Here is a 13,280-nt window from a genome sequence, read left to right on the forward strand (position 1 = left end):
CGCTTACACCTTTGGAAGTCCGGCAATCGGCGTTGCCGGCTCAGCGCTCGATTGATAGGCGGCCTCAACCAGCGCCATGGTCTGCCAGCCATCCTCGACGGAGCCGACCAATGTCTGGTCCTCGCCCGAGGCGAAACGCTGCAGATTGGCCATACGGTTGACGAAGGCATCCGGGAACCAGGCGCCTTCAAGCTTCACCTCGACCCACTCGCTGCCGCCGGCCGGGCGAATCCACAGCTCGTCCGGCTCGCCGCGCGGATAGTCGAGATTGACCCCGAGTTTGATATAGGCCGCACCCTTGGTGCCGGAGATGCGGAACTCGCAGGCCTGGAATTTGCGGCCGAATTCATGGTCGTGATTGACCGAGAGCACACAGCGCACCTTGTCGCCATAGTCGAGGATCGCGGCCGTGCGCGTCTGCGCCACCTCATGGTTCGGATGGCCGATCGTCTTGGCATGCACCCCCTTGGGATTGCCGAGCAGGCCGCGAATGAAATCGAGATAGTGGATCGAGTGCATGGCAATCTCGATCCGCGGTAGGCCTTTCAGGAAAGGCCAGAGCCCCCACGGCGTTGCAAGCGCCAGCCAGGCGTCGAAATCGACGACCTCGCCGAGATAGCCTTTATCGACGGCATCATAGAGCGCCAGCATCATCGGTGCGAACCGAAGCTGGAAATTGACAGCCGCCTTGATGTCGCGCTCGCGGCATACCCGGAGAATTTCCGTCGCCGCAGCCAGATCGGTGCCCATCGGCTTCTGGATCAGCGCAAAAGAGCCGCGCGGCAGCTTGGCAAGGATAGCGGTATGGGCGGCCGGCGGCGTTGCCAGATCGAAGATCGCACCTTCGACGGCAAACGCCTCCGCCTCGGATGCAAAGGCGCAAATGCCCCATTGGGCCGCCAACTCCGCTGCCTTCTCGGCATTCGGATCATAGAGACCGGCGACCGGGAAGCCCGCCTTGTTGTAGGCCGGCAGATGCGCGTCGCCGACGATGCTGCCGGCACCAAAAATGACGATCGGGCGGGGATTCGACGGCTTCGGCCACCATTGGCGGAGAGATTTGGGATCGAAGGTCATTGGATATCTCCGGCGTTGGCGGCAACCTTGCCTTCTCCCCTCGGGCAGAAGATGGCCCGAAGGGTCAGATGAGGGGGTCTCGCGGCATATTCGGAGCTGCGTTGAGCGGAAAGCAAAAGGCGAAGTTCGCCCGGTAACGCCCCCTCAACCCGCGCTCCGCGCGTCCTTCTGCCCGCTGGGGAGAAGGTGCGCACCCTCATCTCAGTCATGATGAAACACCTCTTCCATCATGGCCCACCACTCGCCTTCCTTGCGGGTCTCGAGCGGCTTCTGACAGGGCATGCAGACGGACCACCATTCCTGGTTTTTCGGGCTTGCGGCCATCTTGGCCATGTCAGCCTCGAAATCCGTGCCGACATATTCCCAATAGCCGAAAAGCAGATTTTCCGGCTCCTTCAGGAAGATCGAATAGTTGGTGATGTTGCACTCGGAGATCAGCGCCAGGATCTCGGGCCAGACGGCCGCATGCAGGCGCTTGTATTCCTCGATCTTCGACGGCTCCAGGCCGATCACCATCCCCATCCGCTGCATGGCATATTCCTCCTTCAGCCGTGGATTTCCCGTGTGAATTCGCCGATCGAGCGTGCCTTCACCGCTTCCCAATCCCAGGCGATACCGATACCGGGCTCGGAGGGTGCGATTGCCCTGCCGTCGATGATCTCCATGCCCTTGGTGGTGAGGTCGTCGAGCTGCGGGATATATTCGACATATTTCCCGTTCGGCACGGCGCAGACGAGGCTGACATGCAGCTCCATCAGGAAATGCGGGCAGACCGGAATATCGAAGGCTTCCGCCGCATGTGCCACCTTCAGCCAAGGCGTGATGCCGCCGATACGGGCAACGTCGACCTGGACGATCGAGCAGGCGCCCTTCTGCATATATTCGCGGAAATGCCGGATCGAATACATGGATTCGCCGACCGCAATCGGCGTCGGCGTCGAGCGCGTCAGGCGAATATGGCCATCGAGATCGTCTGATGGCAGCGGCTCCTCGATCCAAGCGAGATCGAGTTCTCTCAACCTTGCAGCACGGCGGATGACCTCATCGACCGTAAAGCCCTGATTACAGTCGGTCATGATCTCGAAACCCATCCCAAGCGCCAGACGCATGGCGGAAAGCCGGTCGTAATCTTCCGAGCCATGCGGCTTGCCGATCTTCACCTTCGAGCCGGAGAAACCCTTGGCCTTCGCCTGCAAGGCATCCTCGACCAAAGCCTCCTTCTCGATGTGCAGCCAGCCTCCCTCGGTCGTGTAGAGCGGGCAACGATCCTTGGCGCCGCCGGCAAGCTTCCAGAGCGGCAGCTTCTGCTTCTTGGCGCGCAGATCCCAAAGCGCCGTGTCGATGGCGGCGAGCGCCAGCGCGGTAATGGCGCCGATGGTCGTCGCATGGGTCGCGAATTCCATTTTGTGCCAGATCGCCTCGATGCAATCGGCATCCTCGCCGATCAGCAGCGGCACGAGATGGTCCGACAGCAGCCGCATGACGGAGGAGCCGCCGGTGCCGATCGTGTAACTGTAGCCGGTACCGACGGCGCCGTCGGAATCGGTGATGGTGACGATCGGCGTCTCCTGGCTGACAAAGCTCTGGATCGCATCCGTCCGCTTCACCTTCGGCGGCAGGTCGACCATGCGCAGCTCAATTTTCTCGATGCGGGCCATGTGCTTGCCTCCCCCGCTCAGATCGCCAGGCTCTTGCCGGTCTCGGTGGAAAAGAGATGCGCCTGGCTGAGGTCGAAGCTCATTTTCAATTGTTCGCCGCTCTTTAATCCGCGCGGATTGAGCATACGCGACACCCATTCGCGACCGGCGAATTCGACGAAGACCAGGGTTTCATTGCCGAGAGGCTCGGTGATGGCGACGGGCAACGTCACCTCATGCACCGCGGCCTCGGCGCCGGAATGAAGGCCATGGCCGCTCGGGAAAATATCGTCCGGGCGTAGGCCGAAGGCAACCTTTTCGCCATCTCTGACCCGATCCGCAAATTGCCCCGGCAGCGGCAGCTTGTCGCCATTCTTGAACACCAGCGCGCCGGCCGAAACCGTTGCCTCCTCGATATTCATCGGCGGCGAGCCGATGAAGCCGGCGACGAAGCGCGTGGCCGGCCGCTTGAACACTTCATCCGGCGTGCCGACCTGCTCGATGTAGCCATCGCGCATGATGACGATGCGGTCGGCAAGCGTCATCGCTTCCACCTGGTCATGGGTGACGTAGATCACCGTCGACTGCACCTTGGCATGCAGCTTCTTGATCTCGGTGCGCATCTGCGTACGCAGCTTGGCGTCGAGGTTCGACAGCGGCTCGTCGAAGAGGAAGACTTCCGGCTGGCGGACGATGGCGCGGCCCATGGCAACGCGCTGGCGCTGGCCGCCGGAAAGCTGTGCCGGGCGACGGTCCATCAACGCTTCCAGGCTAAGGATCGCGGCCGCCTCGTTGACGCGCTGGTCGATTTCCGCCTGCGGCTGCTTGGCGATCTTCAGCGAGAAGCCCATATTCTCGCGCACGGTCATGTGCGGATAGAGCGCGTAGGACTGGAACACCATGGAGATGTTGCGATCTCGCGGTGGCAGGTCGTTGACGATGATATCGCCGATCATGATGGCGCCCTCGGAGACGTCCTCGAGGCCCGCGATCATGCGCAGCGTCGTCGACTTGCCGCAGCCGGAAGGCCCGACAAGGGCGATGAATTCCTTGTCCCTGATATCAAGGTCAATCCCGTGCACGATTTCCAGGGCGCCATAGCGCTTGACGAGTTTTTTGAGCGTAACCTGAGCCATGGGGTTCAACCTTTGACCGCACCGAATGTCAGACCGGACACCAGATGCTTCTGAATAATGAAGGTGAGAGCGAGCGCCGGAACGATCATCACCACCGCGAGAGCGCACATGCCGCGCCAGTCGATGGTGAATTCCGCCGTATAGTCGAGCAGCCCGACCGGGAGTGTCTTGGAATCGACGGAGCGCGTGAGCTGCGAGGCCAATGCATATTCGTTCCAGCAGGTGAGAAAGGCGAAGATGCCGGCGGATGCGATGCCGGGGCCGGCGAGCGGAAATTCCACCTGCCAGAAGGCTTGCCAGCGCGTGCAGCCGTCGATCTGCGCGGCTTCGGCGAGGTCCTTCGGCACCTGCCGGAAGAAACCGTCGATCAGCCAGATGGTGAAAGGCACATTCAGCGCGACATAGGTGAGGATCAGGCCGAAATGCGTGTCGATGATGCCGAGCCGTGCATAGACCATGAAGAGCGGCAGCGATAGCGCGACGCCCGGCACGGAGCGCGTCAGCATCAGGCCGAGGAACACCGCGGATTTGCCGGTGAAGCGGAAGCGCGCGAAGGCATAGCCGCCGGACATGCCGATGATCAGCGCAATGACGGTAGAGGTGACGGAAATCACCAGCGAATTACGGAAATAATCCCAAACGGGGATGCCGCCCTGTCCCGCCCCACCAAACATGGCGCGATAGGCATCGAGCGACAGCTCCTGCGGGATCCAAACCGGCGGCTTCGCCATGATCTCGACCGTGGGCCGCAGCGAGCTGAGGATGATCCAGAAGCCCGGCAGGCAGATGATGAGCATCGCGATGAAAAGGCCGATGAGATAGGCGACTTTTCCGATGCGGCGGCGCATGCGTTGTTCAGCGTTGCGATCCATGATTACCACTCCGCTCCGATCTGGGTGCGGGCAAGCGCCAGCTTACGGAAGAAATAGACTGTGAAGGCGATCGACAGGATGATCGAGACATAGGCCATGGCGTTGGCGAGCCCCATCTGCGCATCGGCATAGGCCGTGCGCCCGACCAGCGTCCAGATCAGCTCGGTGCGGCGCGCCGGGCCGCCATCCGTCATGATCTTGACGATGTCGTAGGCGCGGGCAACGTCGAGCGAGCGGATCGTCATGGCGATAAAGGCGAACGGCATCAGGAACGGCCAGGTGACGTAACGAAAGGTCTGCCAGCTCGTGCAGCCGTCCACTTTCGCGGCCTCCACCGGCTCCTGCGGCATGGCGAGCAGGCCAGCGAGGATGAGGATGGCGAAAACCGACGTCGACGACCAGATTTCGGCGATGACGATCGACAGCAGCGCCAGATTGCCGTCGATCAGCCAGGGGATGGCACTATTGGTTATGCCCAGGGATTGCAGGGCATTGTTGATGATGCCGACATTGTCGTTGAACATGAATTTGAACTGGAAGCCGACGAGCACCGGCGAAAACATCATCGGAAACATCATCAGCGTGCGCAGCACACGCTTGCCGTAAGTTGCCTTGTTGACCAGAAGCGCCAGGCAGAGGCCGAGCAGCATTTCCAGATTGAGCGCGATGGTCAGCAGCACCACGGTGCGCACGAAGGCCGCCAGGAAAACCGGATCGGTGAGAATGCGGGTATAATTCCGCAAGCCGATGAAGGTGAAGAGCGTCGCCGGGCGCGTCAGGCGGAACGGCGTGAAGCTGGAATAGAAGGACAGAAGCAACGGAAACAGCACCACCGCCACAAGCACGATGATCGCCGGAAGAAGCAGCAGGACCGGTGGAGATATTTTCTTATACATGGTTTGCACCTGTCGGCATTCCTCAGCAGCATGGCCCGGACTGCGTGGAATGCGATTGCATGGGGCCGAGAGGCCGGCGTCACAGCCGGCCGGACAGACCGGCCCCTAAAGGCGCAGGTCATACTATTTTTCAAACAACTCCCGCACCCTCTGTCGGATGCGGGAGTTTGATTGCGGCGATCAGAGTGCGCCGGCGTCCTTCAGGACGTCGGTTGCCTTTTGTGCGGCCGTGTCGAGCGCTTCCTTGGAGGTCTTGTCGCCGAGGATGGCGGCCTGAAGCTCAGGATAGACGACGTTGGAAATCTCGATCCATTGCGGCGTGCGCGGAACCGGGAAGGCATACTTCATCGATTCCTGGAAAGTGCTGAGCACTTCCTTCTTGTAAGGATCGGATGCAGCCTGTTGGATGTCCCATTCCCAGACGGCCTTGCGGGTCGGCAGCGTGCCGTTGGCGGCTTCGAGCTTCTGCGAATCGTCGTTGGTAAGGAACCAGACGAGCGAGGCGGCGGCATCCTTGTTCTTGCACGCTTCCGTCACGGAGAAGCCGTGATGGCCGGACCAGCCGGTGTGCTTGCCGGCCGAACCGACAGGCTGCACGACGACGCCGACATTGCCGGCGATCTTCGAGGACTTCGGATCGTTGAAGTAGGTCGCCCAGCCCGGCCAATCGAGATCGAGCGCGACGGTGCCCGACGCAAAACCGGCGCCGAGATCGTCCCAAAGATAGTTGGTCGTGCCGGCCGGAACGGCCTTCGCCTTGTACATGTTCACGAACCAGTCGAGCGCGCGCACGCCGGCTTCGGAATTGAAGGCCGGTTTGCCGTCCTTATCGAGATATTCGCCGCCTTCGGCGACCAGCATTTCATAGAAGCGGCCGTTGATCGCCTCTTCCTTGCCGGGGAACTGCGTGCCGAAGAAGTTCGGCGGATTGGCGAAGAAGGTTGCCTGGTCTGACACTTCCTTCCAGGTCTTCGGCGGCGCCAGGTCGTAGCCGTACTTGGTCTTGAACGCCGTCTTCTTGGCCTCATCGTTGTAGAGGCTCTTCTGATAGTAGAGTGCCGAAACGTCGAACTGAGCGCGCGGCAGCATGACTAGCCGGCCGTCGATGGTCGATGCCTCGATGGTCGAATCGACGAACTTGGCGATCTCTTCCTTCGGCAGCAGCTTGCCGAGGTCAGTATAGAGGTCGGGATACTGAGGGGCGAAGGACGAGTGGTTCGAGCCGACGCACCAGGAAATATCGCCCGACGCCATGTCCGACTTGATTTCCTTGTCGAGCTCGAAGTGGTTCTTCTTGGAGAGGATGTTGACCTTGGCGCCGGTCTCCTTCTCCCACTCGGAAATGCGCCCATAAAGCGGCTCGTATTGCTGGCCACCGATCAGCTTGGCGTCGATCGTCACGCCCGGGAACTTGCCGGGCAGGTCGGCGGCAAAGGCCGCGGAGCTCGCGAGCAATGCCAATACGCCGGCGGCAAGACCGGCCTTCAAATTCCTCATTGAATTTTCCTCCCTAAAGGACCGGACACTCCGCCCGATCGCCTCACGATCCAAATATGGATCAATGATTTATATGTAAACACCTTATTCACTGACCGTCAAGCGGGATCACAGGCGCTTGCAAATCGCTTTCATTCATATATGAATGGTGAATCATATTTCTCTGATGAGGCCCTATGAGTGTAGAAGACGATAGCGATCGATACCGCGCGCCGGCGCTGGACAAAGGCCTCGATATCCTGGAGCTGCTGGCGCGGATCGACGGCGGCCTGACGCAGGCCGAAATCGCCAAGGCGCTCGGCAAAAGCCCGAACGAATTCTACCGTATGCTCGATCGCCTGGTCCGGCGTGGCTATGTACAGCGTCAGGACGGCGATCGCTTCTATCTGACCCTCAAGCTCTTCGGCCTGGCGCACTACCACGCGCCGGTGCGCCGGCTTGTTTCCTTCGCCACGCCGCTGATGCGCGAATTCTCCAACCGCGCCGAGCAAGCCTGCCATCTGGCGATTTTCGACCGCGGCTCGGTCGTCGTCATCGCCCAGCAGGATTCGCCGACCTATTGGGGCATCTCGATCCGCGTCGGCGCCCAGATCAATTTGTATAATACCGGCTCCGGCCACATTCTTCTGGCATTCAAGGATGAAAAACAGCGCCAGATGATGATCAATGAGCAGAGGCGCCAGGAACAGGACGCGGAGGAGCCGCCGGCCGATCTCGAGGAAAAGCTCTCGGCAATCCGCGAGAAGGGCTTCGAAACCATGAACAGTCTGCAGACGAGTGGCGTTCACAATATTTCTGCACCAATCCTGGCGATGGACGGCAATGCACTGGCAGCGCTGACCTGCCCCTATATCGAGCCCGTGAACCAGAAGGCACCGACACGCGAACAGGTCGTCGAATATGTGCGGGAAGCGGCCAAGGATATCTCCGAAACCGTCGCCGGCACGGTCGACAAGGCGGAGTTATAATTTTTATTTGAATAAACTATTCTTATGTGAGTATATGTTGAGCAAGCAGGTATGGGAGGAACACCATGCTTTTCGACAGCCACTTGCATATTGTCGACCGAAAAAAGCTCGCCTATCCCTGGCTAGCTGGCGCCGGTGCGCTCAATCGCGACAGCCTCTGTGAGGACTATGCGCGCGAAGCGAAGCGCCTCGGCATCACCGACACGCTTCACATGGAAGTCGATGTCGCCGAAGAGGATATCGAACGCGAGACCGACTATGTCAAAGGTCTGAGCCGTGAGCCCGGCAGCCTGCTGCGCGGCGCGATCGCCGCCTGCCGTCCGGAAAATGCCGGCTTTCCCGCCTATCTCGAACGCGTGCTCGCCGACCCCTTCGTAAAAGGCTTCCGCCGGGTGCTGCATGTCGTTCCCGACGACGTTTCCGAAGGCGCACTTTTCCGCGAAAATTTGAAGCGGCTCAACAATACACGGCTCACCTTCGATCTATGCGTCCTCCCGCATCAGATTTCCCAGGCGATCGCGCTAATCGACCTCAATCCCGACATCCGCTTCGTGCTCGATCATTGCGGCGTGCCGGCAGTAAAGGATGGATTGAGCGAAAGCTGGTCGTCTGGGATCAGTGAGGTTGCCAAACGGCCGAATGTTACCGTGAAGATCTCCGGTGTCGTTGCCTATACCGATCCCGATAACTGGTCGCCAGAAACACTGCGTCCCTTCGTCGAACACTGCATCACAAGCTTCGGCTGGGATCGCGTCATCTGGGGCAGCGATTGGCCGGTCTGCACGCTCGCCGGCAATCTCTCCACCTGGGTCGCCGCCACCCATGCCTTGATGCAAGGCGTAAGCGCCGACGAACGCAATCGGCTCTATCATCTTAACGCCAAGCGCCTCTGGTCTCTCTGAGACCGGCGCGTTTCCACCGAAAGCCAATGCCATGACCGCCACCGTCGGCATTTCCAGCACCCACCCCAAGACCATGCCGGCGGATCATGCCGATATTCCCGTCTGGAACTCGGAAAACTGGTTCTATGAAGACTTCGAGATCGGCCACAAGATCCGCTCGCTGCGGCGGACGATCTCCGAAGGCGAATCCCAGCAGTTCAACGCCCTTGTTCTCGATATGCATCCCTATGTCAGCGACCAGATCTTTGCGGAGACGGAAGGTCTGTTCGGCAAGCGCCTCGTCGCCGGCGCCTTCGTCTTCTCCGCCGGCCTCGGCCTCGTCGCCACCAACTGCATCAACGCCTTTTCCTATGGCTATGACAGGCTGCGCTTCATCAAGCCCACCTTCATCGGCGACACGATCTACACCATCCGCACCAATCTCGATAAACAGCCGAAATATAAGGATCTCGGCCTGATCCGCTCTTCCTACGAAGTCTTCAAGGGCGAAGGCGAGCTGGTGCTCTATTGCGAGCATATCCAGACGGTGCGCTACAAGGACGGCCGGCCCGCGGACGCTCCGGAGTTGAAGGGCTGAGATGATCGAAGGCAATAATGGCGGCCTGCTCGACGGCATCACGGTGCTCGATATGAGCCAATTCCTGGCTGGGCCGATGGCCGCGCTGCGGCTTGGCGATCTCGGCGCGCGGGTGATCAAGATCGAGCGTCCCGATGGAGGCGATCTCTGCCGCCGGCTTTATCTCAGCGACACCGAGATTGGCGGCGACTCGACGCTCTTCCACGCGATCAATCGCGGCAAGGAAAGCGTTGCCATCAATATGAAGGACGAAGGTGACCTGCAGGACCTGCGCGTGCTGATCGCAAAGGCCGACGTCATCATCCAGAATTTCCGCCCCGGGGTCATCGACCGCCTGGGTCTCGACTACGTCACGGTCGCGAAGATCAATCCCCGCATCGTCTATGGCAGCATCACCGGCTACGGGCCCGATAACGAATGGCGGCATTTCCCCGGTCAAGACCTGCTTGCCCAGGCCCGCTCCGGCGCCATGTGGCTGAACGGTGAAGCCGATGACGGTCCGGTGCCCTTCGGCCTCGCGGTCGCCGACATGCTGGCCGGCAATCTCATCGTCCAGGGCATTCTCGCCGGCCTCGTGCGGCGCGGCGTCACCGGTCAGGGCGTCCATGTCGAAACCAGCCTGCTGGAAGCGATGATCGATTTCCAGTTCGAGGTACTGACCACCCATCTGAACGACGGCGGCCGCCTGCCGAAGAAATCCTCCGTGCGCAATGCCCACGCCTATCTCTCGGCTCCTTACGGCGTCTATCATTGCGCCGATGGCTGGTTGGCGCTGGCCATGATGCCGCTCGCGAATCTGGCGCCGCTCTTCGAGCTTCCGGCGCTTGCCGATTATACGCCGGACGAGGCCTTCTCCCGCCGCGACGAGATCAAGAGCCTGATCGCTGCCCGCCTGCACGAGAAGACGGTGAGGGAATGGCTCGCCATCCTGGAGCCCGCCGATATCTGGGCCGCGGAGGTGCTGGACTGGCCGAAACTGCTGCAAAGCGCTGCCTTCCGCCAGCTCGACATGCTGCAGACGGTAACCCGCGACGACGGCACCTCCGTTCGCACAACGGCAAACCCGATCCGCGTCGACGGTGTCAGGAGCAAGAACAGCTTTGCGGCGCCGACGATCGGTGGTCAATCGGAGCAGATCAGGGCGGAATTTATTGGGTAGGCTTTTCCGCCCTATCATCCGAAACAAAAAAAGGGCGCCGCATCTCTGCGGCACCCTCTTAAACAACGGCCCTCTTCAAAAAGAGAAGCAACCTCGCATTAGGCAGCGGCGAGCTGCAGTTCCTTGCCGACCATGGTGCGAAGGGCGACCAGATCCTTGGCGAAGGCGCGAATGCCTTCGGCGAGCTTTTCGGTTGCCATCGCATCTTCGTTCATCATCCAGCGGAAGGTCCGTTCATCGACGGCGATCTTGGAGACGGAAGTCTTGTTTTCCGGCGAGAGCTTGCGCTCCAGCTTGCCTTCATCCTTGGCGAGTTCGTCAAGCAGGTTGGGGCTGATCGTCAGGCGATCGCAGCCGGCCAGCGCTTCGATTTCGCCGGCGCTGCGGAAGGAGGCGCCCATGACGATCGTCTTGATGTCATTGGCCTTGTAGTAATTGTAGATCTCGCGAACAGAAATAACGCCCGGATCTTCTTCTGGCGTGAACTCCTTGCCGGTCGACTTCTTGTACCAGTCGAGGATGCGGCCGACGAAGGGCGAGATCAGGAAAACCTTGGCGTCGGCGCAGGCAACGGCCTGGGCCTTGCTGAAGAGCAGCGTCAGGTTGCAGTCGATGCCTTCCTTCTGCAGGACTTCGGCGGCGCGGATGCCTTCCCAGGTGGATGCGAGTTTGATCAGGATGCGGTCATGGCCGATGCCGCGTTCCTTGTAGGCAGCGATGATGGAGCGGGCCTTGGCGATCGAACCTTCGGTGTTGAAGGAGAGATCGGCGTCGACTTCCGTCGAGACGCGGCCGGGAACGAGGCCGGAGAGAGCGGCGCCAACGGAGATTGCCAGGCGGTCGGCGACGGCAGCGGCAACGGCGTCCGGCGTACCACCCTGCTTCTTGCCCCAGGCGACGGCTTCCTTGATCGCGTCGGCAAACATCGGCGTGCCGAGCGCCTTCAGGACGATGGTCGGATTGGTCGTGCAGTCGACCGGCTTCAGGCGGGCAACCGCCTCGATATCGCCGGTATCGGCCACGACCGTCGTCATAGCGCGAAGTTGGTCAAGCTTGGATGTCATGATACGTATCCTTGTTGAATTGGCCCATTGAATTGAGAGATATTGACCGGCGAATTCCGTCCGGTTCGATGGACGACACGAAGACTGCAAGCGGATTGCGCCGTTCCTTCTCCTATGCCTCGGTAACGGGAGAAAAAGCGCGAAAGTTCCATTTCCGGTGAACGGTCAAAGCCGCGAAGAAGCAATTGCCGAAGACAGGCTTTCCGCCAAAACCGAGCGCCCTATATGGCTCCCTGCTTGGCCAGACGCATCCACGGCGCAGCACTCGCACATTGCCCTCCTCGACTGGACAAAGACCGACTTCCTCACGGCGACTATCATCAATCTCGCAGCGAAAAGTCAAGGACATTTGTGCATTTCAATTGACATAAGTTTCAAGCCATAGAATATCGGCAATAGAAGCTGATCTTGCTCGCCCCTGTCATGCACGATCGCCGCAACCTTTGTCGTTTGCGATCATTAAAACAAAAAGGGCGTGCAGAAATCTTGCCGGAGGACCTGTGGCCAAACTCAGACGTGGGACACACACCGCCTATTCCGAGACGGCGTCTCTGAGGCTGCGCGCTGCCTGGCTCTATTACAATCAGGGTCTGACGCAGAAGGATGTTGCCGAGCAGCTCGGCATCAGCCGCACCACTGTGATCCGTCTGCTGGACGAGGCGATGCGCCGCAGCGAAGTGCAGATCTGGATCAATGAAGGCATCGACGATTGCGTCGAACTCGCGATCAAGCTGGAGCGTGCCTATGGGCTGGACGAGGCGATCGTCGTTCCCTCGCCTGCAGGCGGAGACGTCGACGCGCAGGCAAAAAGCGTTGGCCTGGCGCTCGGCCAGTTCCTGACCGAGGCGATTCCCGACAATTATACGATCGGCGTCGGCTGGGGCCGGACGATGACGGCTTCGCTCGCAAGCTTTCGCCCGCCACGCCGCGACAATTGCAAAGTGGTTTCGCTGCTCGGTGGCATCGTCGCTGTCCAGCAGACCAATCCCATCGACTATACCTGGCGTTTGGCGAGCCAACTCGGCGCGGAATGCTACATGTTCCTGGCACCGCTTTTGGTCGATTCCATTGAGACCAAGCGCAATCTGATTGAAAAATGCGGTCTGGAGGCGATCTACCGCCTGGCCGAAAGCCTCGATCTCGCCATCGTCAGTTGCGGCGATATCGGCCCCCGTTCCACCTCGCTGTCGGAAGGCTTCATCTCGAAGCAGGTGCTGGATCAGTTGATCGAGGCGGGCTGCGTCTGCGATACCATGTTCAATTTCCTCGATGCCGAGGGCAATTCCGTCGATCATCCGATCAACAAGCGCGTCATGTCGGTCGATCTCGACACCCTAAAGAAGGCCAAGCACATCGTCCTGTCTTCCGGCGGCGCACACCGCGCCCTTGCAATCCGCGCCACTATCAAGCGCATCGGGTGCAATACCCTGATTACGGACGAAGGCGCCGCAAAGGAACTGTTGCAGATGGCGATGGCAAAGGCAGCTTGACTCCT

At 60.2% G+C, this 13,280-nt stretch carries 13 protein-coding genes; 5 read left to right on the forward strand and 8 right to left on the reverse strand.

From position 1 onward, the window contains the following. Positions 1-3: 3 nt before the first annotated feature. The 7 genes from NXC24_RS16915 to NXC24_RS16945 form a co-directional block, all read right to left on the reverse strand. Positions 4-1,077: a Gfo/Idh/MocA family oxidoreductase gene (locus tag NXC24_RS16915; RefSeq protein WP_104824351.1), complete on the reverse strand. Its 1,074-nt coding sequence runs from the start codon at positions 1,075-1,077 to the stop codon at positions 4-6. 201 nt (positions 1,078-1,278) lie between these two features. Then, complete coding sequence (locus tag NXC24_RS16920; RefSeq protein ID WP_104824352.1) at positions 1,279-1,608, reverse strand: L-rhamnose mutarotase; 330 nt, start codon at positions 1,606-1,608, stop codon at positions 1,279-1,281. A gap of 14 nt (positions 1,609-1,622) precedes the next feature. After that, a complete protein-coding gene (locus tag NXC24_RS16925; protein WP_104824353.1) occupies positions 1,623-2,735 on the reverse strand; it encodes a mandelate racemase/muconate lactonizing enzyme family protein in 1,113 nt (370 codons plus the stop codon). 17 nt (positions 2,736-2,752) lie between these two features. Next, positions 2,753-3,850 (reverse strand): sn-glycerol-3-phosphate ABC transporter ATP-binding protein UgpC, encoded by a 1,098-nt coding sequence (ugpC, locus tag NXC24_RS16930; protein ID WP_104824354.1) that lies wholly within the window; start codon positions 3,848-3,850, stop codon positions 2,753-2,755. A gap of 5 nt (positions 3,851-3,855) precedes the next feature. Continuing rightward, positions 3,856-4,722 carry a carbohydrate ABC transporter permease gene (locus NXC24_RS16935; protein ID WP_104824355.1) on the reverse strand — a complete coding sequence of 289 codons (867 nt, stop codon included), beginning with the start codon at positions 4,720-4,722 and terminating at the stop codon, positions 3,856-3,858. A 2-nt stretch (positions 4,723-4,724) separates the two neighbouring features. Next, entirely contained in the window at positions 4,725-5,618 is an 894-nt protein-coding gene (locus tag NXC24_RS16940) for a sugar ABC transporter permease (RefSeq protein ID WP_104824356.1), read from the reverse strand. 180 nt (positions 5,619-5,798) lie between these two features. Next, positions 5,799-7,115 (reverse strand): sugar ABC transporter substrate-binding protein, encoded by a 1,317-nt coding sequence (locus NXC24_RS16945; RefSeq protein WP_104824357.1) that lies wholly within the window; start codon positions 7,113-7,115, stop codon positions 5,799-5,801. A gap of 176 nt (positions 7,116-7,291) precedes the next feature. Between NXC24_RS16945 and NXC24_RS16950 the strand changes: the two genes are divergently transcribed. The 4 genes from NXC24_RS16950 to NXC24_RS16965 all read left to right on the forward strand — a co-directional run bounded on the left by NXC24_RS16950 (position 7,292) and on the right by NXC24_RS16965 (position 10,721). Then, complete coding sequence (locus NXC24_RS16950) at positions 7,292-8,083, forward strand: IclR family transcriptional regulator (protein WP_104824358.1); 792 nt, start codon at positions 7,292-7,294, stop codon at positions 8,081-8,083. 65 nt (positions 8,084-8,148) lie between these two features. After that, the gene (locus tag NXC24_RS16955) at positions 8,149-8,985 is read left to right on the forward strand and encodes an amidohydrolase (RefSeq protein WP_104824359.1); all 837 of its coding nucleotides are present in this window, start codon (positions 8,149-8,151) and stop codon (positions 8,983-8,985) included. A 31-nt stretch (positions 8,986-9,016) separates the two neighbouring features. After that, complete coding sequence (locus tag NXC24_RS16960; protein WP_104824360.1) at positions 9,017-9,562, forward strand: MaoC family dehydratase; 546 nt, start codon at positions 9,017-9,019, stop codon at positions 9,560-9,562. Between the two features lies 1 nt (position 9,563). Beyond that, entirely contained in the window at positions 9,564-10,721 is a 1,158-nt protein-coding gene (locus NXC24_RS16965) for a CaiB/BaiF CoA-transferase family protein (RefSeq protein WP_104824361.1), read from the forward strand. A 98-nt stretch (positions 10,722-10,819) separates the two neighbouring features. On the opposite strand, the gene tal is transcribed toward NXC24_RS16965, so the two are convergent. Continuing rightward, the gene (gene tal, locus NXC24_RS16970; RefSeq protein WP_104824362.1) at positions 10,820-11,785 is read right to left on the reverse strand and encodes a transaldolase; all 966 of its coding nucleotides are present in this window, start codon (positions 11,783-11,785) and stop codon (positions 10,820-10,822) included. Positions 11,786-12,285: 500 nt separating this feature from the next. On the opposite strand from tal, the gene NXC24_RS16980 reads away from it, so the two are divergent. Further along, positions 12,286-13,275 carry a sugar-binding transcriptional regulator gene (locus NXC24_RS16980; RefSeq protein ID WP_104824364.1) on the forward strand — a complete coding sequence of 330 codons (990 nt, stop codon included), beginning with the start codon at positions 12,286-12,288 and terminating at the stop codon, positions 13,273-13,275. Positions 13,276-13,280 lie beyond the last annotated feature (5 nt).

This window comes from Rhizobium sp. NXC24, assembly GCF_002944315.1.
Taxonomy (GTDB): Bacteria; Pseudomonadota; Alphaproteobacteria; order Rhizobiales; family Rhizobiaceae; genus Rhizobium.